Genomic DNA, 24,931 nt, shown 5'->3' on the forward strand with positions numbered 1-24,931 from the left:
GCGGCTTGCCCTATGACCCAAATTATGCGACAAAATTGAACTAAATACTCTTGGATTTTAACTCAGTTCTTTGTTGTTGTTATTCTATATTTTTTTTGAGCTACTTAACTATATTTAAATCTGGCGTAAAGATTCAGTGGACGTCTTCAACCACGTAACCATAGCTAAATCATTATCAACAAGTTTGAAAAATATACTGCAAACAATAATACTTTTCTTTGTGTTCACATCTTGTCAAGCTCAAGGAGTTGATGGAATATGGATGTCGTATCAGAATTATACTATTGACATAAATTCACCGTACACTTCTGGAAACGAAGGAGTTTTAATTGACTTTGATAATCAAACAATCGGGAATATATACTCAGACAGTATCACCCAAATAAAAATTGACTTGAAAAAGTCAAAATTATTGATTAAAACCGACACGCTTAAAATTGATTTTAAAGTTTTTGATAAAGACTCAATCGAAATTGATTTTGGACAAAATAGGAAGCACGTATTTCATCCCTTGAACTTGAATCACAAACTGAATACTAACAAAAGACGAATTAAAGACTTTTTAGTTAAAAATAAGTTTGAGAAAATTAATGGAGAAATTGATATAGAATTTAGTGATGAAATTTTCTTTCAAGACACTATATTTGAGAATCCGATTAAGAAAAATGCTTTAATAAATAAAAGCTGGAATGACGAAGGTTATTGGTTAATCAAAGAGATTGAACAGAATTTTTTCCTAATATTTACGCTTGACCAAACTGCTGACAACAATATTTTTCAAATTATATCAATTGATGATTGTAGAATGGAACTTCTGCAATTACAAGAGCCCGAATTTAAAAATGCAAAAATAACTGAACTAAAAACCTGTCTATAACAAAGATCTGAATGAAAATACAAGAGTATTTAGTTCAATTTTGTTGCATAACTTAGGGGCAAAGCCGTTCGGAGCCTCAACCGTTAAATTTGACCCGCTTAAAATGCTTTTAGTTTTGCTCGTAGCGGATCACTTTCATAAACGCTGAGCTATACTCAAACCAAATGCCAAGAATAGAACTACAAACTAGAATTAAAGCGGATAAGGAAATAGTTTTTGACCTTTCTCGGAGCATCGATTTACACAAAATATCAACAGAGCATACCAATGAAACTGCAATCGCAGGAAAGACAAGTGGATTGATCGGACTGTATGAAAGCGTGACATGGCGCGCAAAACATTTTGGCATTTATCAAAAACTAACTTCCAAAATAACAGCATTTGACCGGCCGAATTACTTTGTAGACGAAATGGTTAGCGGAGCATTTAGTGAATTTAAACACGAACATCATTTTGCAGATTCGAATGGCGGGACTTTGATGACCGACTATTTTGACTATAAAGCACCTCTTGGAATTTTTGGAAAGTTAGCAGACAAAGTCTTTCTTGAAAAGTATATGACAGATTTGCTTACCCAGCGAAATCGAATTGTCAAAGCGTTTGCAGAATCTGAAAAGTGGAAACAGATTTTTGAGTAATACTCATGTAAGTTAACAAGGTTACTCGGTGCGCAAGTCTTGAATATTTAATAAAGTCAATTTGTTTAAGCTGTTTTGCATTATAAGGATATTACAGTCACTTCAACTACTTTTAAGCAATAAACAGGTAGTTTTGAGAAAATAGCTTTTAGCCCAAACTAATAAGTGTAATTACTAATATACTTATCAAGCAATTGTAAGTTCTAAACTTAAGAGATTATGTTGTTCCGTTCATCCTTTAAAAGAAATCCCAATCAATTAGATGAAATAGCAAAAAACATTAAAGTTCTTAATCAAAAAGGAGCTAATAATCTCCACGTAAATTTGTATTTAAAGGATCAAATACTGTTTCAATTAATGAGTTCCAAAAACTTTGCAGAAGATGGATTACAGTATAACTATGGCGATTTTTCAATTGTCCATTTTTTTAATAACGAGAAGGATATGACTCATAAGACTTGGAATAAATTTAAAAACGAGAAAATGAACGAAAAGCTTTTCTACTTTGAAAAACCTAAGGGCGTTCACATCTTTATCCAAAACATAAAAAGAGGTGATAAATTATTCCAAGAAAAAATTAATAAAGCTATTGATCTTTACAAAGAGGATATTCTTGATGATGAAATTGAAGTAGAATATGTTGATTACTAAATTAATTCTAAAAAAAACAGAACCAATTTGCTTTACAAAGGAAGTAATTGATCTAATTTCTCAATTTGTTTAAGCGGTTTTTGTTTTATTAGTGATTTCGCAATCACTTCAACTACTTTTAAAACATAGAAAGGTGGTTTTGATACAGCCTGCCGTAACCCATAAGCTTGCCAGACCATTGAAAATACTACTTCACATTATAATTTTCGTCTTTTTGACAGTTGTAACACAAATTGGTGGAATTCTTTATCTAATTGCGGTATTATCGATTAAACGTACAGCCAAAAAAAGGCGATTGAAGAAACTCGGAATTTTCACCGGATTTTACTTGATCACAACTTTTCTGATTGTTCCAAACATTGCGCCGATTTTTGGACGTGAAAAAATAAAAGAAACCGAATTTTTAAAGGCGCATTCTTTTTTTTACAGACTTGCCAATAGGAATTACGTTCGACCAGAGCTGAACAAATCGCTGGTTCAAATAGCAACGGAATATGAGAAACGCAATAGCGGAGTCAAAATGATTTACCTTGACGCGAACTTTCCATTCATCAATGGATTTCCTCTTTTACCTCATTTAAGTCACAACGACGGAAAGAAAATTGACGTTTCTCTGATTTACGAAGACCCAAACGGACAATTGACGAACAAAAAACCATCAATAAGCGGATACGGGATTTTTGAAAAACCGACCACAATCGAATATGACCAAAATGCAGATTGCAAACAACGTGGAAATTGGCAATATGATTTCCCAAAATATTTGACGCTAGGGACTATCAACAAAGAAATTGAATTTTCTGAAAAAGGAACTCGTGAATTGGCAAATTTGATTTTACGCCAAAACAGCATCGGGAAATTATTTATTGAACCACACTTAAAAAGCCGACTGAATTTAACAAACGGAAAGGTAAGATTTCATGGTTGTCAAGCTGTTCGACACGATGACCATATTCATTTTCAATTAAAATAAAAAATAAAGATGCACAACCTCGGTATGTATGTAACAAGTCCAAGATTTTAATAATAACCTCTCGAAGTTTCTATATCAAGCGATAATCCAGCTCTACTAAATATCACTCCATATTAATTAAATTACTTCTGTAAAAGTTTGATTTTGAGTTGTTTTTTTCTTTTTTAACGCAACCTTTAGCTGATAATGCATCTTACTTAGAAACTCATCCAAATGCTTATGAAAAAACTACTCTTACTTTTAGTCACTCTAGGATCCTTATGTTCATGTACTAAGGATGATGAGCAAGCTGAAACTATAGCCATGAGAATCAATCATTTTCAGAATACCGGCATTGGTGAAGCTGCTATGTTGACCTTACTGGTGCAAACCGGAGATGCTATAGGAACAGAAACCTGGACCAAATTCTACTCAACTATCGAAGGCTTTGACTACGAACCGGGAAGAGTCTACGATGTAACTTTAAAAACAACACCTATAAACAATCCTCCTGCAGACGGAAGTGCGGTAAGCTACACGCTTTTGGATATTACATCAACTCAAGAAGTTCCTGATGAAACCCTGTTTGATATTGATCTCAAAATAAACGGAGAAAACTTTATAACAAGCGATTCGGGATTACAACTGCTCAATCAAATAGACCTTGATTGTAACGCGCTTTGTGATGAATTAGACACCAGGTTAGTAAATCAAGATTTTGTAGTGGGTACGTTTAAGCGAGGTGCTAACAATGCACTACAGTTGGTAAGTCTTCAATAAAGGTCGTAGTCTGATGCTTTGCACGTTGGTAGTTTAGTTTAGCAATTTAAAGTGTAAATAGTTGTTTTTGAGGTATATTGCAATTGTTGACCATAGCTATAAACTAAAACTATGAACAAAACAGCCAAAGTAATCTTGAATCTGATTTTAATTCCTTTGTTTGTTTATGCAATTTACCTATTTATTGAAATTCCTCAGGTTTATGGAAAACTTGCCTTAGGTATTTTGATTGCCACGCTATCCTTCAACCTGTTCAAAAAGAAGCTGATCGCAATTCCCGTTTATGCTTTGGGGGTTCGTTGGTGCCGGTCTGATCTTATTTTCAGCGTATTCTTTCAATTTGTATACCGAAAGAGAACGAAGCAAATTTGATATTCCAACAGCCGTTAGTTTTGAAAAAACAGATTTCAATTCCGCCTTGCTAAAGGCGAAGGAGGCGAATAAACCTCTTTTTATTGATTTTTATACCGGGTGGTGCGCACCCTGTTTGGTCTTTACAAAAAATGTCCTTACAGATCAGGAAGTTGGTGAATTTATGAACGATGCTTTTGTAAATCTAAAATACGATGCCGAAAAAGGTGAGGGGATCAAAATTGCCAAAAAATACAAGGTAACTTCTTATCCCACACTATTGATTATTGATAGCGATGGAAATCTATTAGAGCGCATAGGAGATCAATGGGTGCCGAAAAAAGAGGATATGATCGCGGTATCGAAAAAATACAATAACCAATGAGGTATTTTATTAAAAGCTTGAAGATAAAGTCTTGTCTTAGGCGTATAATCGCATAGGCTACTTTGATTATTTTCAGCAGTTATTAAGTAGTTCTATAGATCGGCTATCATGGATCTCAAAACTAGAGATGCGTATTATCTTCTTCGGGCAATGCTACACTTATATCGAGATGGGTGAAATGCGTGGGTGTCATTTTAGGATGAATATGCTTGCAATTATTCCAAGTATACGATAACTTTATAGGAGCTCTTTTAAACAAACTATCCCATGAAAAGCATTACGATATACCGACCTTTTGAGGCATTCAATAAGAATTTCGCCTATGACATTTTTCTGGGAAATACCTACCTGACGACACTTCATAACGGAGAGGAAAAAAGTATTGAAATACCCGATGCCTACCAAACTGAAACGCTGAAAGCAAAGATACAATGGTGTGGAAGTGCAAAATGGGAGTTGAAGCATCTGAATGAGAATGAAAAAATTAGAGTTAGTGGAAATAATTTTCTTAATAGTAAACTGCCTTTGTTCGGAGCACTATTTCCTTTAATAGGGCTTGTCTTTTTTGACTTAGAAGTAGTTCCGAAAAATTTAGGAATAGCCGTCTTTATTCTTTTTTTGTTCGGTATAATTGGAACATTTACAATTGGGCGGAATAAATGGTTGAATATACGAATGGAATAATGCTCAGCTACCAGACCACGTATAAAGGCTCATCCTACCGGAAAGCACTAAGCAGAAGAAGCAAGCACGAAAATAATAGCATACTTAGCGATAAAGAAACTACATCCATCCCCAGCCCTTCTCCTCAGGAAAAGGGAGTTTGCTTATTTTTTTTTTAAAATAAGCGTCTAAATTATTCAAACATCTTGACTAAACAGAGGGCTATTTCTCGGCTCAGAATACACAGTTAGACTCTTTTAGAATTATTCTTCTTTGCAGGAATATACTTTAGAAGTGTTCTTTTTCTTCAGCATAGCAAGAAGTCCCCGTTAAAAATTTTCGAAGCCTTGGAGAAAATTTAGGGGACTTCTTGCGGTTTTGCCTGGTAAGGCAAAAATGCCTAAGAAAAAGGCTCTTTTCTTTTGGTTCGTTTTCTTTGGAGAAGCAAACCGACGATAGGAGGTTCACGAGCTCCCGTGAAATAGAAATCACGCGAGTAAAGAAAATGAACAGAACATGCAATAGCAACGTAGATTGCAATGTGATGCTGAAACCTCCCATACACGAGCAACCCTATTACAGTTCATCTCCATTTACCTCTTCAAGCAATTGCGCAAGCTCATCTATCAGTTCCAGCTCTTCAATTGGGATAAGTTGTAGTGCATGCAGCAATACTTGCCGCACGTTGTATTGCGGATCCGGTAGTTCCTGCGCAGTGACCCCTTCGTTTTTTTCTAAGGCGAGGGCCGATACTTTGATCAGGTTGGTTACTAAAAACATCAGGTCACTGTATGTATTTACCCGGTAGGTGCCTTCATAATAGCGTCCGGTTCTTCCGGTTTTGGGCGTCAGGTGCACCAGCTTTTGCGCTTTCAGCTCATTCAGCCGTGTTTGTATGTGTTTCGTTTTCATAGGTGCTTGTTTGAAAAGGTGTATGGTGTCGTTGCTTTAATTCACGGAGTTTCTCCTCCGCCAGTTGACGGGCCGCTTTGATAAACCGGTAGGTAAGCTGTTCCGCTTTGTGGGCATCAGCATCTGAAGTATCCCTTCCTGTTTTCTCGTGCAGGTTATAAGAGGCATGACACAGCTGCGTATAAACCTGATGGGAGCGGAAGGAGCGTTTGGGATAGAGGATTTGGGGCAGATCGCAAAAGTGTTCGCACAGGTGCAACAGGTAAGGAAGCGCAAAGCAGGAAGGTTGGTATTCCCAAAACACATAGATGAGGCCCAGACAGGCCTGCTGCACCGCCTGTTGCAGCAAGAGGTATTTCCCGTAATTGCTTTGAGGGTCTTCACAGTCTACCGCCTTTGTTTCGAAGTAATGGGCGCGTTGCAAACGGGTGTTCCAATGGGTTGCGATACGGGCATACACCTGCGGATGCTGCAGGTCGCTTACCGGAAGCTCCAGCTGCTGGTCTTCCCGATACAGCAGTTTACATTCCCGGAGCACCCGGTTTAAAAAAGTGCTGCCCCAATTGATGCGGCTGTTGGCCTCTCGCAGCGTAAGATGTATCGAAAAGACTTCATAGCGGCCCTGTGTCTTATTCAATAGGCTGTGCTGTATGTGTATAGGGTCGGCTACCTCTTCGTGACTGACCACCAAGAGGCTGAGTACCTCCCGCGTAACCGGTTTTATAGGGATACTCAAGCCGCCCATATACGTTTGGGTACGGCTTGTAGTTACCTGCCGTAGCAAATAGACCGTATGTACCCGACTCAGGGAGCAGAGGAGGGGGATAAGGTCGTGCAGGTCAGAATTTGTGGTAAATGCGGTGTTCATAATCCCGGGTTTTAATGAATTGCCTAAAATCCCTTTGGATTAGGGCTGTAGGGCTCCTATTAAAGAGAAAAAGCCTTACTTTTGAATAGCTTTAGGCAATACAGGTTCGTGTGATGCATTAAAAGTATCACGCTCCCCCTGCGTAACCTACCCGTACGGCTGGTAACCTACCCATCAAGGCTGGTATTTTACCCGTACCGCTACCCGACAGGCTAACAAAAGAATTCTTATTTTTGAGACTATGACCACAACCAAACCCAATCACATCGGTAGAAAGATCGCCCGCATTCGCGAACTGCGCGGGATGAAACAGGAAGCCCTCGCGCACGAACTCGGCATCAGCCAACAGAGCGTGTCGCATATGGAGCAAAGCGAAAGCCTGGAAGATAGTAAGCTGGAGGAAGTAGCTAAGGTATTGGGCGTAACTAAAGAAGGGATTGAGAATTTTAATGAAGAGGCAATCTTTAATATCATATCAAACACATACCACAATACGAGTAATGATAATTCATCATTAATAGCAAGTTCACTTAATTATCAACCTACTTTTAACACAGTCGAAAAAATTGTGGAATTGTACGAACGATTGGTACAGGCTGAGAAAGATAAAGTGAGTTATTTGGAGGAATTGCTGAAGAAGAACTAGACTGCGTTTTTCATAATGGTTTGATTTTAAGAATAATGCAATATGTTGAACTTTAGGAAAATAAATTTATGTACTTTACAGGATTCTGTAAAACGAATTCCATTAGATTGAATAACTTAGACTTCGAAGTATAAATTAGATTTATCAAAATGAATGAAAGATAAACATACGTACATTGATCTTTTTGCAGGTTGTGGAGGTTTATCGCTTGGATTGAACCTTTCTAAATGGAAAGGATTATTTGCTATCGAAAAAAGCCCCCATGCATTTCAGACTTTAAAACATAATCTGATCGAGAAAATAGATCATTTTAATTGGCCTCAGTGGTTACCCCAAGAAGCGCATGATATCAATGATGTAATTCAAAACTATTCTGACAAATTAAGAAGCCTAGAAGGCGATATAACTTTAATTGCAGGTGGACCACCTTGTCAAGGTTTTTCTACTGCAGGACGCCGAAATGAGAAGGACGAACGAAACACTCTCATTAATTCATATATAGAATTTGTTTCACTTGTAAAGCCAAAACTTGTATTTTTTGAAAATGTAAAAGGCTTTACAATGAAGTTTAGAAATAATCATCAAAAAGGAGTAAAATACTCACAGATTGTCACAGAGAAATTGACGGAGGAGGGATATAATGTTTACGGAAAATTAGTCAATTTTGGTGATTATGGAATTCCGCAGAAGAGGACCCGTTTTATTCTTGTGGGGATTAGAAATGATTTGACTAATTCCAGCATTGAGAAAGCTAAAAGCTTTTTCCAACTCATTGAAAATAATAAGTTTTCTTTTTTGGCTAAAAAGGAACTTTCCATTAAACCTACTATTCAAGAAGCACTTTCTGATTTAATTCAAAAAGATGATACTTTTGAAACACCAGATAGAAAAGGTTTCAAGAGTAGTGGCTACGGCCAGATGGATTCTAATTACCAGCGATTTATAAGAAAGGAAAATGAGGATGTCAAAATCCCTAATAGCCATAGTTTCACTAAACATTCTCAGAAAGTAATTGATCGTTTGAGCTATGTTCAATCTGTTTCAATTGAGTGTAAGAATATATCTGATGATTTGAAAAGGGAAATTGGATTATCTACTCAGGTTCTAATTCCCTTACAGCCAAAAGAACAGTCTCCTACCGTTACTTCGCATCCTGATGATATGATACATTATTCCCAACCTCGAATTTTGACAGTAAGAGAATGTGCTAGGTTACAGAGTTTTCCTGATTGGTTCCATTTTAAGGGGAAGTATACGACTGGAGGTAAACTGAGAAAGTTTGAAGTACCAAGATATACTCAAGTTGGGAATGCAATACCACCCTTATTTAGCGAACAAGCTGGTTTAATTCTAAAGGAACTTATTTAATGGCTAATACTGAAACTTTCAAAATAAGTGCGGCTCTAAAGGATCTTATAGGTAAAGAATTAATAACCGATGAGTTTGTTGCAGTATTTGAATTAGTCAAAAACTCTTTTGATGCTAACGCAACAAAAGTAGAAGTCATTTTCGAAGATAATTACAATCCCGATAACGCTAAAATAATTATTAAGGACGATGGTATAGGAATGAACTATGAAGACATTAAAAATAAATGGTTGTTCGTAGCTTATTCAGCAAAGCGTTTAGGTAAAGAGAACGAAGATTATCGAGATAAAATAAAAACACAAAGAGTTTTTGCGGGAGCAAAGGGGGTTGGGCGATTTTCCTGCGATAGATTAGGAAGAGACCTTAATTTAATTACTATCAAAGATGAACCCAAGGCTATAATTGAAAACCTAGTTGTACATTGGGAGGATTTTGAAAATGCTGATGATGAGGAGTTTGTGGATATTACGGTAACACACAATGAACTTAAGTATACTTCATTTAAAATTAAAAGTGGGACAATTCTTGAAATAACCGGATTGCGTGATAATTGGGACAGAAAAAGAATTTTAGACTTAAAAAAATCATTAGCTAAACTCATTAATCCTAATCAAGGTAATGATAGTGACCGGTTCAGTATTGAGATTGTTGCAAAAGATGAATTAAATCTAGACAATACCCCAACTAAGAATGGAAAACAAAGAGGTGATTTAGAAATAGTAAATGGGTTTGTAAAAAATACTGTTTTTGAAACACTCGAGATTAAAACTACAAACATCCTAGTTGAAGTTTCCGAAGACGGTAAATTCATTGAAACAACCTTACAAGATAGAGGGGACTTAATTTATTATCTGAAAGAAAAGAATCCTTTTGATAAATTAGAAAACATCCGAACATATTTATTCCAATTGAACTTTAAGGCTAAGACAAATTTCCACAGAATTATGGGTATGCGTTCGGTTGACTATGGTTCTGTATTTATGTATAAAAATGGATTTAGAGTATATCCATTCGGAGAACCGGGAGAAGATTTATTATTAATAGATAGAAGAAAAGCACAAGGTTATAATCGTTTTCTAGGAAATAGAGATCTAATTGGTAGAATTGAAATTTCTGGGGAACAGCCTGAATTAAAGGAAACAACAACAAGGGACGGTGGTTTGATAAAAACCGAAACATATTATCAATTTGTCGAATTTTTCTATGATTATGTTCTAAAAAGATTAGAAAATTATGTTGTAAATGTTATTCGTTGGGGTGATGAAAGGGTAAATAAGGAGACTGGAGAGTCAAATGCTGAACTTTGGGCAAAAGACGTAAAAGTCGAAATACTTGAATTAATTACTGGATTTATCAATTCCAAGGATATAATAGACATTCAGTATAATAAAGATTTTCTTGAAATTATTGAATATAAACAGGAGAAGAGTGTAGATAAAATTGTAAAGAATATAACCAAAGTAGCTGCCAATTCTGACAACCCAGAATTGGTTAAAGAGGCAAAAAAGATTGAAAAAGCAGTTAAGGAAATAAAGGCTGATGCTGATAGAGATAAAGAAAGGGTAAAAAAAGAAGAATTATTACGTAAAGAAGCAGAGCAGAAACTTGACGTCATAATAAGCCAAAAAAACTTCTTACAATCTGAAATAAGTGATGATACCAAGAACTTAGAGAGTATATTACATCATATAGGATTAACAACTAACTTTATTAGGAAAGATGTTGAAAATTTAGTAAAAGCTATAAATAATGATGCTTCAAAAGATGACATACAAAGAATTGTAAAACGTATCAGTCAACAAAACGAAAAAATAACGTCTTTCTCTAAATATTTCAAAAAAGTCAATTTCAATATTCATTCGAACAAGCTCAATGCAGATTTAGTTTCATTTATTAATGAGTATCTCACAAATGTTTACAAGCAAAGAGATGATTTGAGAATTAATCGTGAATTGTTAAGCATTGAAATTGATACACCAAAAGGTTTAGAATTCAATATTGTATTTAATCCAATTGATGTTGTTATAGTTTTGGATAATCTTATCAATAATTCATCCAAACACGGTGCATCAAGAATTGAACTAAAATGGAGTAAAGTCAAGAATTTAATTGAGTTTTCATTTAAGGATGATGGCGCGGGCGTAAAAGATAATATTCTTGATAACATATTTGACTTTGGCTTTACCACTTCAAGACGTGGTTCAGGTATTGGATTATATCACGTTAAAGAAATTATCGAAAAATTAAAAGGCTCCATAAGTGTTAATAATAAGCTGGCGAAAGGGGTTGAGTTTATTTTTTCATTTAAAATTAAAGACTAATGAGATTGGATTACAACATACTATGGATAGACAATGACTTGCCTGGCTATATCGAAAGAGGAGAGGTAGCAGACATTGAAGCTTTTTTGATTGAGAGCGGTTTTGAGCCGCATATAGAGAAAGTTTTTGACGAAGCAGAGTTAGATCTATTCATTGATAAGTATGAATATGATTTGATTATTTCAGATTTTAATCTTGAGAATACTACGGGGGGAAAGGTTATTGAGAGAATTAGAAATGAAAAGCAACTTGATACAGAAATTTTGTTTTATACCGCCCAAACAGAAAATAGCGCAGAATTTAATAGCGAAGTTATAAATCTCGCTTTTGTAGAAAGATTGACTTTTCAATTAGGGAGAGACAGGTTAATGGATAAGATTGAAAGGGTGATTAATTTGACTCTTAAAAAGCTCCTTGAACTCAACGCCACGCGAGGTTTAATAACAGCAGCAACGAGTGAATTGGATGTTGAAATTGAAGAAATTGTAATGCAACTAGTTTTGCAACATAAGATAACTGAAGAAGATTTGAAGAGGATAGTTACTAATAAGACTCATACACCATTGCAAAGACGGTTAGAAACTTTTTGGGATAAATACATTGATTTTCATAGTTACTTCCCGAAAATTGATGCGGTTAAAAAATGGGAGATATTAAGAGATTTATTAAAGCCTTTAAAAGGTCAACAAGGAATAAAAAGCTTTCTTGACAGCAACAAGACTTATCAATTACAAGTAATTGATATTCGCAACAAATTTGCCCACGCCAAAGCTATTGAGGACAAAGGGGTATTAAAACTCAAAGGCCAGATGGAGGGAAAAGATTTTGAATTTACAGAGGATAGTTGTATTGAAATCAGGCGGAATTTAATTAATCATAAACGGAATATTGAGGAGTTGAAAAAAATCTTATGAGTATCTAGAATATTATTGACAGTATTTAAAATTTTGTGTAAACAGAATTTCAGTTTTATAGTTGAACACCCTGCTCCCTCCGCTCCCGAAAATCTTTAACTTACGGTGCTCGTAAACTACAAAGCGCGCTACAAAAGACTTCTGATCACGTGTTGAAATGCCGTAAATTTTGCGTGGATAGTTCTATATTTAATGATGATATAACAAGTTGTACTCCATATAGACAAAAACAGCGTGAAAAAAGAAATTTTAATTGTACTCCCACTTATAGCATTTATTTTGGGGTGTTCCGAGAAAATTGATAAGTCCGCAATAAAGCCAGTGCTCATGGAACAATTAAAAAACACGCATTCGGAACAAAATTGGTTTGTGCCAACAAAAATTGCAATTCAGGGACTTTCAGCGGAACAATCAAATTGGAAAGATAGTACGGAGAACCACTCAATTGCGGAATTGGTATCACATCTAAGCTTTTGGAATGGTATGAATTTAAGGGCTTTTAAAGGAGAGGATATGTCTGACTTTGATGTTGATAATAATGCAACGTTTAAAAAATATACAGACCAGGAATGGAGGGAATTAGTGATAAAATTAGACAGTATTCAAACGGAATGGTAAAGATTGACCGAAAATGCCACCGATGAACAGTTGACCGAATGGAACTCCGAAATTCTAAATATGACAGCACATAATGCTTATCATACCGGACAGATAATTTATATACGAAAACGGAATGGTTGGTGGGATAAAAAATAATAAAAGTACGGTATAATCAAGTGGGCGGCTATAAGCGGTAAGCTCAGGGTACCAGCCCCGCTCGATTTTTTTTGACTTATAATGCACGTAAACAACAAGGCTCCGGACTAAGAAGACTTCTCGATACACCGGTCTCGGTCGCAGACCTCGTCCGGCACTCGAAGTGACCTTCCCGATACACCGGTCTCGGTCGCAGACCTCGTCCGGCACTCGAAGTGACCTTCCCGATACACCGGTCTCACCGCTGGTTTCGACCGTCACGTACTTCTCGACTGCACTTCGGCTGTGCGCAGTGTGGCAGGCTCTCAAGGTTTGCGCGCGATTGTATCGCGTGCACGTAGTACTTCTCATGCTACCTTAAGCACCTACTCCCGCAAGTCTTTGATTTTGGGCGATTGAGTTTATGAGTTCCAAAGCCAAAATCCTAACTCGTAATTGTGGTTCTGTTCTTTTGTCTTGATACAAAAGAACCAAAAGATCAAGGCTTATTTTTACATCCTTGAAAACTACGCAAACGCCTTATCGTGCGGATGGCAAACCGCTGCGCTAAGCCATCCTCCGCTGCCCATCGCTGCGGCGTTTGCTTGTTTTACTACAGATGTAAAAAGTAGGCCGTTTTACCATTCTAATAAAATCCTTCATACCCGAAGGGTTCGTTGTCCTTTTGGTCAGTATAGCGGCGGTGCCCCGTTAAAAGTTGTCCTCATCCCCAGCCCTTCTCCTCAGGAAAAGGGAGTTTGCTTATTTTTTTAAAATAAGCGTCTAAATTATTCAAACATCTTGACTAAACAGAGGGCTATTTCTCGGCTCAGAATACACAGTTAGACTCTTTTAGAATTATTCTTCTTTGCAGGAATATACTTTAGAAGTGTTCTTTTTCTTCAGCATAGCAAGAAGTCCCCGTTAAAAATTTTCGAAGCCTTGGAGAAAATTTAGGGGACTTCTTGCGGTTTTGCCTGGTAAGGCAAAAATGCCTAAGAAAAAGGCTCTTTTCTTTTGGTTCGTTTTCTTTGGAGAAGCAAAGAAAATGAACAGAACATGCAATAGCAACGTAAAACACCTTTCCAAATGTTTTACTATTCAAAACAAGAACACTATTAAACGACCTACAGACTGTAAGCAAGAAGTATAGGAAGACTATTAAATTTTCATTTAAAAGATCACGTCTTAAACACCTTCAACACCTGCGTAGGATTAAAGGCTTTTGAATTCATACCTAATTTTCCCAGACGCATGGCTGCCGTAAAGTACAACACACCCGTCGTGACCAAAAGCAGGGCTTCGGCCGGCAGTGCCGAAGCTGTAAAACGGGTAGCAGGGATACTTCGTGTCTTGTGCGGTATGGGGATGCAAAAGAGTTCGTACTGCAACACCTGATACGTCTGCGAATCATATACGCTCACCCAGTAGCAGAGTTCGGCCTCGGCGGCGGTTGAAGGCCAGTAGAGGTTAGTGTTGGCCTTAAATTGGGGTACGTTGATCTCTAGAGTTCCCGCTTCAAAGCTTAACTGCAAGCCGGGCAGCTGCACATATTGCGGATACTGATGGTTCAGGTCGGTTTCCAGCCCTTCTAAGGCGGAGGGTTCTCCCTGCCAAAAATCCAGACTTCCTTGAGGCAGGGTGCTGGTCATTTTCATGCCTTGATATACCGCTTTACGAAACCGGTTAAAGAATTGAGGATCGTAATGCGTCCCAATAAAGGGGCGTAACCCGCGCATCAAAGCGCTGGTGGTTTGGGAGGCCTTTCCAAAATCGGTCGCCGATTGCCGCGAACGTCCCGAAGGGAATTTGCCCGTCTTTTCAGGCTTAGCCTGTACGATGGTTTTTCCGTTAACATTTCGAAATACGAGTGGGCCTATACGGCCTACAATACCCAGTTTAGAATCTAAATATGCCATAGTTATTGCAGTTTATGTGAATGGTAGGTTTATGCTATTTCCATAATAAACCTAAACTGACCCACAAAAAGTGTGGTAAAGTGTGGACTTAGTGTGGGATGAGTGTGGACTCACTATGGGAGCATATGCCTTGCTCCTAAGGTAATGAATTATTCAATAGGTTGTTAGGGTAACCTAAACATAAACAGGAGGTTAGGTTGATTGGAGTAGAAGTTTAGGGGATAAGTTGACTTTTCTGGGCAAGCGGTATTCGCAGCTAACTCAAACGGCATGCTATCCAATTTTTTGATGAGGGGAGGAGCAGGTTGATAGTCAGTATACTGTTTTTTTGGGCTTTTTTGCGGGCCAAAAAAAGTTTGATTACAATACTTAGAAAGAGGAGTACTGTAAATTTCTTGTTTCAAGGTTTTTAGCAGGAGTCTTATAAAAATGCTAGCATTCGGCTAAAAGAGAACTCCTTATGATTAGGAAAATTAGTAGGAATATGGAAAACTCTACAGCTAAAGATATCGTATATATCGACGAAAATACTATTTAGACTGATGAAAAGCACAATTGTAAGAAAAATGCTGTGTTTTTGTTAAATAACTATAAGTCAGAGAAATATACCAAAATTAACATTTATTTTTGTAGCGCCTTAAATCGATTAACTTCCATGAAACAACAATTACTTTCCCTAATCTTTGCATTTACCTTTTTATCCGTTACCGCTCAGGTAGGTATAGGGACCTCCAGTCCTGATGCTTCGAGCGTGCTTGATGTTACAGCTTCAGATAAAGGGCTTTTGATTCCAAGAGTTGCCTTAACGGGTTCTGATGATGAAACAACTATTGCTAATCCGGTAGAAAGTTTGTTAGTGTACAACACCGCAACTTCAAATGATGTTACCCCCGGTTTTTATTATTGGGATGGGTTGTTCTGGGAAGCCTTAACTGCATACTCAGATATTCCAAGTCCGGCTCCACCACCGTCAAGTGATGGCTGGCAACTGGATGGGAATAACCTAAACGGAAAAGCCAATGACGGGACCACATTTTTGGGTACTACAACCTATCACTCTTTATATTTTAAAGTAGATGGAGATCAGATTGGGCGCTTACATCCCAACGGAGGTATTGCCTTGGGGCTCGGGGCAAGTTCAAGCGTAAATCAGGCTTTTGCTATTGGAGAAAATGCCTCTGCAGGGAATACCAGCAATTATGCTTTTGGTAAAGGTGCTAATGCTTCAGGAAGCAGTGCGTATGCCATTGGAGAATCTTCAGTTTCATCTCAAAACAAAAGCTATGCTATTGGTACTTCGTCGACGGCGTCGGGTACGAGTTCGTATGCGATAGGTGAAGGTTCTGCCTCTTTGGCTACAGGGTCTTATGCTATTGGAGCAGGGGCAAATTCGAGTGCAACCGGTTCGTTTGCGATTGGAAACCAATCGATTTCAGCGTCTAACAATACATTGGCATTAGGTAATGAAGCACAAGCTATCAATAATAATGCAACGGCTTTAGGATACCAAGCCATAGCCAGTAATCAAAATTCGATAGCTATTGGTCCTGCAACAACGTCTGTAGATAATTCAATAATTTTAGGAAACACTACAAATACCACAACAGATTCTTATGCTGCGACCAAGGTGGGTATAGGAACTTCAAACCCATCAGCAAAACTTCATATTAATGGTACGTTTCGTTATGTTGATGGTAATGAAGGAAACGGGAAGGTGATGACTTCAGACGCAAATGGAAATGCCACTTGGCAGGATGCCTCTTCAGGAGGTACGGGTGGAACCGGTGGTGGTTCTGGAGCTTATGCTCAAGCTTATAGGAATTCTGGTGCTCAAAGTCTACAGCGATATTCGTTCACGCAGCTAAATCTTGGAACTACGCAGGCGTCTTCCAATGTGACCGTTGCTAATGGAAATTTAAGACCAGGCATTACTGGGCTGTATAAAGTGACTTATTCTGTGAATGTCGAACGTACTTCGTCATCAAATGGAGGTGTATTGGAATTTTACTTGGGGCGCAATACAAATAAAATAGCGGGTACCTCTTCCTATATTACCTTATCAAGCAACAGTGATGTAGGTACGGTGACAAAAACGCATTTGATATCCTTTGATGCCAATCAAAACCATCAGATAGAGCTTTATGCTGCAGCGACCAATACAGCTACGAACTATCAAGTCATTGAGGGCACTTCACTAATGATAGAACTACTGGATTAATTGGGGAAATAACTTGCGACCTAATCAGATTTAATTCTTATCATTCCTTCCAATTTTATGCTAAAGTGTATCCTTTTCATGATAAAATTGAAATCCAAAGGACTCGCCAATTCGTACATATCGATAAAAGGCGCAAATAAAACGATTAAGCGATAAAAAGCAGGTTTGCTTTTTTACTTGTGTTAAATAACTGTTTATAAATAAAATACAGTGATGTTAATAGTTATTTTTGTGCTGCCTTAAATCGATTTATTACAGTATGAAACAACTTTTACTCTCCTTAATTTTTATCTTATCTACATTTTTAACAAACGCACAGATAGGTATTGGTACCACCAGTCCTGATCCTTCAAGTATTCTAGAGGTGCAATCGACTACAAAGGGGTTTTTAGCCCCACGTATTAACCTGTCATCTGTTACAAACTCTAGTATTGACGGAGCTAATACCAATGCAGCCGGATTACTGATCTACAACACCAATGCTTCCGTTACGGGGGGTAATGGAGCAGGGTATTATTACTGGGATGGAAGTATCTGGGTGTCTATGAATGCAACGCCATCTGATCAGGAATGGAAATTGGATGGAAATAGTGTCGCTGCTACCGCATTTTTGGGAACCACCAATGCTCAAAATCTGCGCATTCGAACCAATAATACCGAACGTTTCAATTTCTCTACCGATGGACAATTGCTTTACACTAATGGCGGTATTGAAGTGGGTTCAGCGTCAACCGGCACTACAACTGCCATTGCTATAGGTCAGGGGGCAGAAGGCGCAGCAACCAACTCATCTGCTGTAGGGCCGGCGGCCCTTGCTTCTCAGAATTCAGGGAGTTCTTTCGGGTACAATGCAAGAGCAACCAATACTGAAGCTACTGCAATTGGAAGTAATACTAGGGCTGAAGGGCTTGAGAGTGTTACCGTAGGGAATGAATCACTTACAAATGCTTCTAAAGCCGTGGCAGTAGGAGCTTTTGCACAAGGCCTCGCTGAAAATACTATTGCTATTGGTAATGAGCCCTATGTGAATGCTGCCGAAGGTATTGGGGTGGGAACAAAAGCCAGAGCAACAGGAACTAATGCTGTTGCTATAGGAAGTGCCGCTGAAGGAGCCAAGACCAATGCAAATGCTTTTGGATATAACGCCAAAGCGACTGAGATAAATACTACGGCTATAGGAGCAAACACCAGAGCTACCGCAGATAATGCATTGTCTTTAGGATATCATGCAGATGCAACCGCCAACAATACCATCGCTATTGGTAATGCCGCAGCAGCTGTAAATGATAACGCGGTTGCGATAGGATTGAATGCCAAACCTACGGCCAACAATTCCATCGGGATAGGAAATGGAGTAACTTCTGTAGGGAATCAATCTTTAGTGATCGGTTATTCGGCTAATGCTGGAGGACAATCTTCGATAGCCATAGGAGATGATGCTACTGTAAACGGAGATGCAGCTACCGGAAATTCCTCAATCGCAATAGGTAGACAAGCTCAGGTTAATGCGGCAAATGCAGTAGCTCTAGGAGCAGAGGCAATTGCATCTACTGCAAATACCATAATATTAGGAAAGCACGATAATGCGAGCCTTAATGTGGGAATAGGAACCAACACACCATCAGCAAAACTTCAAGTGAATGGATCGTTTAGATTTGTTGATGCCACTCCTGGTGATGACGCCAATAAAGTACTGACCTCAGATGCCAATGGTAATGCGAGTTGGCAGACTCCTAGTTCAGGAGGCGGTGCTTCAGGATGGGCATTGACCGGTAATTCAATTGCCAGCGGTAATTTTTTAGGAACTACAAATGATCAACCTTTACGCATACGTACCAATAATACAGAGCGATTTAGTTTTACTACTGCAGGTCAAATGGTCTTTAATGCAGGGATTGAACTAGGTTTGTCATCAAATTCAAATTCTAACGATGCCATCGCGATAGGTAGATCTTCTAACGCATATGCTGCAAATGCTATAGCAATTGGAAACGCGGCAAATGCAACCGAAGATGCTATAAGTTTGGGTAATGCAGGAGCTACAGCTCAGGGTGCTATCAGACTTGGGAACGGAGGTAATGCGAATGGGACCAATTCAGTGTCTTTAGGTACAAATTCCAATTCTTATGGAAGTAATTCGATAGCAATTGGTAATAATTCAGGAGCAGCAAATAATGCTGTTGCTCTTGGAAACGGAGTAAATGCCTATGCTGCAAACACAATGATCTTAGGTAATAATTTAAATGTAGGGATAGGGACAAATAATCCTCAAGCAAAATTACATCTTACAACATCATTCAGATATGCAGATGGTACACAAGGAGCAGGTAAGGTGCTTACTAGCGATGGTGCTGGTGATGCTACCTGGCAAGAACCGGCCAACACTTCATTGGAGGCTTATGGAGAAATGTATGATAGTAACGGAGGAGGACAATCTACAAATTCAGGAGGGACTTCTAGTTACACAAGAAGTTTAGGAGCTGCTTCCGTTCTGAAGAATGTCATTCATAGTAATAGCGCGTATTATTTAGAAGTTCAGGTGTCAGGAATTTATGAAGTCACATATAATGCGACGGTTTTAGGGGACGATGGAAGCAGAGTTATAGAGTTTTATATAGAGGCAGCACCAGGTAACAATTCTTTTGTGAAAATTGATCGAAGCTCATCATATGTAACGCATCTGGTAACAGGAGATAGACAGAACACTAAAAGGTCAATTTTGGTTTCATTAGACGCTAATGATCGTATTCGGTTGAGATATGCAACAGGAGCTGGTGATACGAGTTTTCCTGCTAATACGTGTAGCCTATCTCTGAAAAGAATCGGAGCAAATTAAATAAATCTACTCGTCAGGTTTGTCTTGCGCTTTTCAGGAAATCTGCTCTTTTAGGAGCTATTGATTCTGTGTGAATCATTGATATACAGTATTTTACAAGTATTGTTTAAGGTGTTTTTTGCAGCACTTTTCTATGCTTTTATACAAGTGCAATCGATAAAAAACTAAGAAAAGCGTTAAACATCAGAGAGCTTACGCATCTACAACGCTTTAGGTTAAATAAATCGTATTATTAAATTGATGATCAGTTGATTAGGAGGTTTTTCATTTATTTGTCATCCAAGAAAACTCCAAATCATGCAACAAAAATACCTCATAGGTGTATTATGCTTTTTCTGTTCAGTTACGATACACGCCCAAGTGGGAATTGGTACCTCTTCGCCGTCAGCAACAAGCATTCTTGATATTTCAGCTTCAGACAAGGGACTTCTAATACCACGCGTAGCTTTAACAGGTACTGATGATGAGAGCACGATCGACCATCCTGTAGAAAGTCTTTTGGTATATAATACAGCTACCGTGAGTGATGTTACACCGGGCTATTATTACTGGGATGGTACACGTTGGTACGCTATGAAGCAAGAGCATCAAAGTGGAGGTGGGAATACTAGAGGGATTGAAATTATAAAAGATCCAAACACAAGTACGCAAGACGGTAGTTTTCATCAAAACAGTAGTACGTATAACAATAAATACATCTTCGATATTTCTGCTTACCCTACAAAATCGGTGTTTATTTTTAGAAAAAATAACAATGTAAGCTCTGACGGACATCAAAGTCTTATTCAATTTGGTGGTATTCAAGGGGGCACAGATGGAAGAGTGGTTACCCTTATGAATGCAGAGAAACAGTTTAGATTTCAATTTCAAAATAATTCTTCAGGCGTAGCTGCTAAGTCGCGCTTCAATATCCAGCAAAATATAGATATGAATGCTGAAGGTTATCACAGTGCAACCTTTATCTACGACGGCTCCAGTTCGCGTTGGCTGTTGCTAAACCGAAGCTACTAGAAGATTCCTACCTTAGTTGTGCCAATTCAATAATCCTTTTATTGTTTAAAGCAACTGTACGTTGTACCTTTATACTTCTTAAACAGAAATTCATATTATGAGTACATACGACGTTGCGGTCATTGGTTCCGGTCCCGGAGGTTATGTGGCTGCTATTCGCTGCGCCCAGTTGGGGCTTAAAACAGCAATCATTGAGAAATATGCAACTATGGGCGGTACCTGCCTTAATGTAGGTTGTATTCCTTCTAAAGCCTTATTAGATTCTTCTCACCATTATGAAGATGCCGTTAAACATTTTGAAGAGCACGGGATCGAGATTCCGGGTGAAGTAAAGATCAATCTGGAAAAAATGATGGGCCGTAAAGCTTCGGTGGTGGAGCAAACGACCAAGGGAATCGAGTTCTTGATGAGTAAAAATAAGATCGATACCTATCAGGGAGTAGGGAGTTTTAAAGATAAAACCCATATTCATATCGCAGTGGCAGAAGGAGATGATGTAACGATAGAAGCAAAAAACACCATTATTGCTACCGGAAGTAAACCGGCAAGTCTTCCGTTTATAGAGATCGACAAAGAACGTATCATCACGTCTACCGAAGCCTTAAAATTGAAAGAAATTCCGAAGCATCTTATCGTGATTGGCGGTGGTGTGATCGGTCTCGAATTGGGGCAGGTATACAAGCGTTTAGGTGCAGAAGTGACTGTGGTAGAATATTTAGACCGAATCATCCCAACAATGGATGGTGCACAGAGTAAAGAGCTTACCAAAGTGCTGAAAAAGTCTAAAATGAAGATCAATACCTCACACAAAGTGAGCGCTGTAGAACGCAAAGGTGACGAGGTGATCGTTAAAGCAACCGATAAAAAAGATAAAGAAGTCGAGTTCAAGGGAGACTATGTTTTGGTTTCTGTTGGGCGTAAAGCATACACAGACGGCTTGAATCTTGATGCTGTTGGTCTAAAAACAGACGATCGAGGTCGTATCGAAGTTGATGAATATTTACAAACTGCTGTAAGCAATATTTACGCGATTGGCGATGTGGTGCGTGGGGCAATGCTTGCGCATAAAGCCGAAGAAGAGGGTGTTTTTGTAGCGGAAACTTTAGCCGGACAAAAACCGCATATCGATTATAACTTGATTCCGGGAGTAGTATATACCTGGCCGGAAGTTGCTTCTGTAGGTAAAACCGAAGAACAGCTTAAAGAAGATGACGTAGCTTACAAATCAGGTCAATTCCCAATGCGTGCTCTAGGGCGCTCTAGAGCTTCAGGAGATATCGATGGCTTTGTAAAGATACTCGCAGATAAAGAGACCGATGAGGTGCTGGGCGTGCATATGGTGGGCGCTCGTGTAGCCGATTTGATCGCTGAAGGTGTTACTGCAATGGAGTTCCGTGCAAGTGCCGAAGATATAGCGATTATGTCACACGCGCATCCTACGTATGCTGAAGCGGTTAAGGAAGCTGCACTCGCAGCAACCGAGGACCGTGCGCTGCATATTTAAAAGAATTATGAAATTTTTAAAAACCCTTTTCAACTGAAAAGGGTTTTTTTGTTGGCGCCGTCAAAGGATAGTATAGCTTGCAGCTTGTCCTTAACGGTATTTACATAAAATACTATGAAAGCGATTTATATAACCCACGCCGGTGGGCCCGAAGTACTTCAGTATAAAGATCACGAACTTCCGCAGCTGCAGCAGCACGAAGTGCAGATCGCAGTCAGAGCTGCCGGAGTCAATCGTAGTGATATCTTGACACGCAACCACCCGGATGCTTATGGAGGAGATACGCCCAAAGCGCAAATCCCCGGTCTGGAAGTGGCTGGCGAAGTGCTTGCTGTGGGGGAGCAGGTCAAAGGGTTTAAGGTGGGGGATGCGGTTTGTGCTTTGGTGCCCGGCGGCGGCTATGCTACACATAGTAATGTAGATGCCCGTCTGTGTCTTCCTGTGCCTGAAGGCCTGAGTTATACCGAAGCCGCAGCACTGCCTGAAGTTGTTTTTACGGTATGGTTTAATGTGTTTCAACAGGCAAAAGCTAAAGAAGGCGAAGGCCTCTTGATTCACGGCGGTACTAGTGGTATTGGGGTGATGGGACTGCAAATCGCTAAAGCTTTAGGATTAAAAACCTTTACCACGGTAGGTTCGCAAGAGAAGCTAGACTTTATAGAGGAACACCAATTGGCCAAAGGCATCAACTATAAAGAAACCGCTTTTGAAGAAGCGTTTAAGAATGATAAGATCGATGTGATCTTAGATATGGTGGGTGGTGATTATACGCAGAAAAATCTTGAATTACTGAATACTAAAGGACGATTGATTCACATTAACGGAATGAAAAGCCTGACTCCACAAATTAATTTATGGACGATGATGAGCAAACAATTGATCCTCTCCGGGAGTTTGTTGAAGCCACAACCCATCATCGTTAAAGAACGTATCGCCGAGGAAGTGAAAGAAAAGGTTTGGCCGTTGTTGGCATCAGGACAGGTCAAGCCAATTGTCCATAAAGTTTTCAAACTAGAAGAAGCGGCCAAGGCTCACCAACTGATGGAAAGCAGTGCTCATATAGGAAAGATCATTTTAGAAAACAGTGCGTCCTAAATACTATGCAGGTAAATACAACAAAACAACATTATGCGATAGCGGTTACTCAGGAGGTCTTAACTAAGAAGCAGTTAAAGGAACTCCTCAAAGCAGCTTGGTTGATCGAAGAAGCAGGAGGTGAGGGATTATTATTTTCTAATCATATTTTAGAAGAATACCTGGATGAAGAATACCGTCACGGTAGGTCGATATTGACCGAAGCAAATGAGCGTTTACAAACCAAATCAAGTGGCGAACGCAAAAAACTCTTGTTAGATTATCAATTGGCACAACAGCCTAAATTTTTAATTCTCGATAATCCTTTTGATGCTTTAGATACTGAAAAGATCAAGTGGTTTAAAGAACAGCTAGAGGCCCTCAAAGAAACCACCTTGCTCATACAAGTCTATCGGCGTGAAGAAGATGTGTTGCCCTATTGTACACAGGGCTTACAGTATCAAGAGGGACATTTTAAGAAGACAGCGCTACCCCGGCAAGATCAAGCGGTAGATCACACTTTAGCGGTTCATCCTATTCCTGAGCCGCTTACTTCCTTTAAAGACATTCCTGAAGAGCTTATTGTATTAAAAGAGGTTTCTGTTTCCTTTGGAGAAAAGCCCGTACTCGACAGCATATCCTGGACGGTGAAGCGCGGCACTTCCTGGCACCTCAAAGGACCTAATGGTTCAGGGAAAACCACCTTGCTTTCTATGATTACCGGGGATAGTACCAAAGGCTATGGGAAGGAATTGTATTTGTTCGGAAGAAAAAAGGGAACAGGAGAGAGCGTCTGGGAGATCAAACAGAAAATAGGGTATTTTACCACAACAATGACCGAACGTTTTGACGGAATGCACGATGTGAAGAATATGATCATTTCGGGCTTATACGATAGTGTGGGACTGTATCAAAAGCCCACTACTTTAGAAATCGCTACTGCCGAAGCCTGGCTTAAAGTCATCGGTCTTACTACTTACAGTACAAAACCCTTCAGATCCCTGACCGAAGTTCAAAAACGCCTGGTCTTGATCGCAAGAGCAATGATCAAACATCCGCCGGTATTGATCTTGGATGAACCTACGGCCGCGTTAGATTCGGCAGGTGCACGCCTTATCGTTTCGCTTATCAATAAAATAAAAGCAGGGAGTAAAACCGCTGTGATCTATGTTTCACATAGAGAAGAGCCCGGACTGAATTTTAAAAACACGATCCTATTTCAGCCTGCAAAAACGGGTTCAAAAGCAGTACTTTCTCGAAAAGACTGAAGTAACAAATAGCTAAAATGCTTAAGTTAATCGTTAAAGT

21 protein-coding genes are annotated in these 24,931 nt (G+C 38.9%); 18 read left to right on the forward strand and 3 right to left on the reverse strand.

The window, feature by feature from the left end; genetic code table 11:
• Nucleotides 1-184: 184 nt before the first annotated feature.
• From WA338_RS17860 to WA338_RS17890, 7 genes are all read left to right on the forward strand, one after another.
• Nucleotides 185-877 carry a hypothetical protein gene (locus WA338_RS17860; protein WP_273005006.1) on the forward strand — a complete coding sequence of 231 codons (693 nt, stop codon included), beginning with the start codon at nucleotides 185-187 and terminating at the stop codon, nucleotides 875-877.
• A gap of 164 nt (nucleotides 878-1,041) precedes the next feature.
• Complete coding sequence (locus WA338_RS17865; protein ID WP_273005007.1) at nucleotides 1,042-1,515, forward strand: SRPBCC family protein; 474 nt, start codon at nucleotides 1,042-1,044, stop codon at nucleotides 1,513-1,515.
• 219 nt (nucleotides 1,516-1,734) lie between these two features.
• Nucleotides 1,735-2,166, forward strand: a complete 432-nt coding sequence (locus WA338_RS17870; protein ID WP_273005008.1) for a hypothetical protein — start codon at nucleotides 1,735-1,737, stop codon at nucleotides 2,164-2,166.
• Nucleotides 2,167-2,380: 214 nt separating this feature from the next.
• Nucleotides 2,381-3,139: a hypothetical protein gene (locus tag WA338_RS17875; protein WP_083777989.1), complete on the forward strand. Its 759-nt coding sequence runs from the start codon at nucleotides 2,381-2,383 to the stop codon at nucleotides 3,137-3,139.
• Between the two features lie 219 nt (nucleotides 3,140-3,358).
• Nucleotides 3,359-3,898, forward strand: coding sequence for a DUF4377 domain-containing protein (locus WA338_RS17880; RefSeq protein ID WP_040533320.1), 540 nt, complete (start codon nucleotides 3,359-3,361; stop codon nucleotides 3,896-3,898).
• A gap of 283 nt (nucleotides 3,899-4,181) precedes the next feature.
• Complete coding sequence (locus WA338_RS17885; RefSeq protein ID WP_273006977.1) at nucleotides 4,182-4,634, forward strand: thioredoxin family protein; 453 nt, start codon at nucleotides 4,182-4,184, stop codon at nucleotides 4,632-4,634.
• Nucleotides 4,635-4,901: 267 nt separating this feature from the next.
• Nucleotides 4,902-5,318: a hypothetical protein gene (locus tag WA338_RS17890; RefSeq protein ID WP_273005009.1), complete on the forward strand. Its 417-nt coding sequence runs from the start codon at nucleotides 4,902-4,904 to the stop codon at nucleotides 5,316-5,318.
• A gap of 555 nt (nucleotides 5,319-5,873) precedes the next feature.
• On the opposite strand, the gene WA338_RS17895 is transcribed toward WA338_RS17890, so the two are convergent.
• Nucleotides 5,874-6,209, reverse strand: a complete 336-nt coding sequence (locus WA338_RS17895; RefSeq protein ID WP_273005137.1) for a hypothetical protein — start codon at nucleotides 6,207-6,209, stop codon at nucleotides 5,874-5,876.
• A complete protein-coding gene (locus tag WA338_RS17900) occupies nucleotides 6,175-7,077 on the reverse strand; it encodes a hypothetical protein (RefSeq protein WP_273005138.1) in 903 nt (300 codons plus the stop codon). The genes WA338_RS17895 and WA338_RS17900 overlap by 35 nt, the downstream gene beginning before the upstream one ends.
• A gap of 241 nt (nucleotides 7,078-7,318) precedes the next feature.
• On the opposite strand from WA338_RS17900, the gene WA338_RS17905 reads away from it, so the two are divergent.
• The 5 genes from WA338_RS17905 (at nucleotide 7,319) to WA338_RS17925 (ending at nucleotide 12,944) form a co-directional block, all read left to right on the forward strand.
• Nucleotides 7,319-7,723, forward strand: a complete 405-nt coding sequence (locus WA338_RS17905; protein WP_273005140.1) for a helix-turn-helix domain-containing protein — start codon at nucleotides 7,319-7,321, stop codon at nucleotides 7,721-7,723.
• Between the two features lie 153 nt (nucleotides 7,724-7,876).
• Nucleotides 7,877-9,091: a DNA cytosine methyltransferase gene (locus WA338_RS17910; protein ID WP_273005141.1), complete on the forward strand. Its 1,215-nt coding sequence runs from the start codon at nucleotides 7,877-7,879 to the stop codon at nucleotides 9,089-9,091.
• On the forward strand, nucleotides 9,091-11,412 hold the full coding sequence (locus tag WA338_RS17915) for an ATP-binding protein (RefSeq protein ID WP_273006303.1): 2,322 nt from the start codon (nucleotides 9,091-9,093) through the stop codon (nucleotides 11,410-11,412). The genes WA338_RS17910 and WA338_RS17915 overlap by 1 nt, the downstream gene beginning before the upstream one ends.
• Complete coding sequence (locus WA338_RS17920) at nucleotides 11,412-12,326, forward strand: response regulator (protein ID WP_273005146.1); 915 nt, start codon at nucleotides 11,412-11,414, stop codon at nucleotides 12,324-12,326. Before WA338_RS17915 ends, WA338_RS17920 begins: the two co-directional genes overlap by 1 nt.
• A 234-nt stretch (nucleotides 12,327-12,560) precedes the next feature.
• Nucleotides 12,561-12,944, forward strand: coding sequence for a DinB family protein (locus WA338_RS17925; RefSeq protein WP_273005147.1), 384 nt, complete (start codon nucleotides 12,561-12,563; stop codon nucleotides 12,942-12,944).
• Between the two features lie 1,298 nt (nucleotides 12,945-14,242).
• On the opposite strand, the gene WA338_RS17930 is transcribed toward WA338_RS17925, so the two are convergent.
• Nucleotides 14,243-14,980: a hypothetical protein gene (locus WA338_RS17930; RefSeq protein ID WP_336094407.1), complete on the reverse strand. Its 738-nt coding sequence runs from the start codon at nucleotides 14,978-14,980 to the stop codon at nucleotides 14,243-14,245.
• Between the two features lie 655 nt (nucleotides 14,981-15,635).
• On the opposite strand from WA338_RS17930, the gene WA338_RS17935 reads away from it, so the two are divergent.
• The 6 genes from WA338_RS17935 to WA338_RS17960 all read left to right on the forward strand — a co-directional run bounded on the left by WA338_RS17935 (nucleotide 15,636) and on the right by WA338_RS17960 (nucleotide 24,891).
• A complete protein-coding gene (locus tag WA338_RS17935; protein ID WP_336094409.1) occupies nucleotides 15,636-17,198 on the forward strand; it encodes a hypothetical protein in 1,563 nt (520 codons plus the stop codon).
• 259 nt (nucleotides 17,199-17,457) lie between these two features.
• Nucleotides 17,458-20,034 (forward strand): hypothetical protein, encoded by a 2,577-nt coding sequence (locus WA338_RS17940; RefSeq protein WP_336094411.1) that lies wholly within the window; start codon nucleotides 17,458-17,460, stop codon nucleotides 20,032-20,034.
• Between the two features lie 297 nt (nucleotides 20,035-20,331).
• On the forward strand, nucleotides 20,332-21,045 hold the full coding sequence (locus WA338_RS17945) for a hypothetical protein (RefSeq protein ID WP_336094413.1): 714 nt from the start codon (nucleotides 20,332-20,334) through the stop codon (nucleotides 21,043-21,045).
• Nucleotides 21,046-21,142: 97 nt separating this feature from the next.
• Entirely contained in the window at nucleotides 21,143-22,549 is a 1,407-nt protein-coding gene (lpdA, locus tag WA338_RS17950; RefSeq protein ID WP_336094415.1) for a dihydrolipoyl dehydrogenase, read from the forward strand.
• 114 nt (nucleotides 22,550-22,663) lie between these two features.
• Nucleotides 22,664-23,644 (forward strand): NAD(P)H-quinone oxidoreductase, encoded by a 981-nt coding sequence (locus WA338_RS17955; RefSeq protein WP_336094417.1) that lies wholly within the window; start codon nucleotides 22,664-22,666, stop codon nucleotides 23,642-23,644.
• Between the two features lie 5 nt (nucleotides 23,645-23,649).
• Nucleotides 23,650-24,891 (forward strand): ATP-binding cassette domain-containing protein, encoded by a 1,242-nt coding sequence (locus tag WA338_RS17960; protein ID WP_336094419.1) that lies wholly within the window; start codon nucleotides 23,650-23,652, stop codon nucleotides 24,889-24,891.
• The last annotated feature ends 40 nt before the right edge of the window (nucleotides 24,892-24,931 follow it).

The organism is Leeuwenhoekiella sp. CH_XMU1409-2, assembly GCF_037029365.1.
GTDB classification, from domain to species: Bacteria; Bacteroidota; Bacteroidia; order Flavobacteriales; family Flavobacteriaceae; genus Leeuwenhoekiella; species Leeuwenhoekiella blandensis.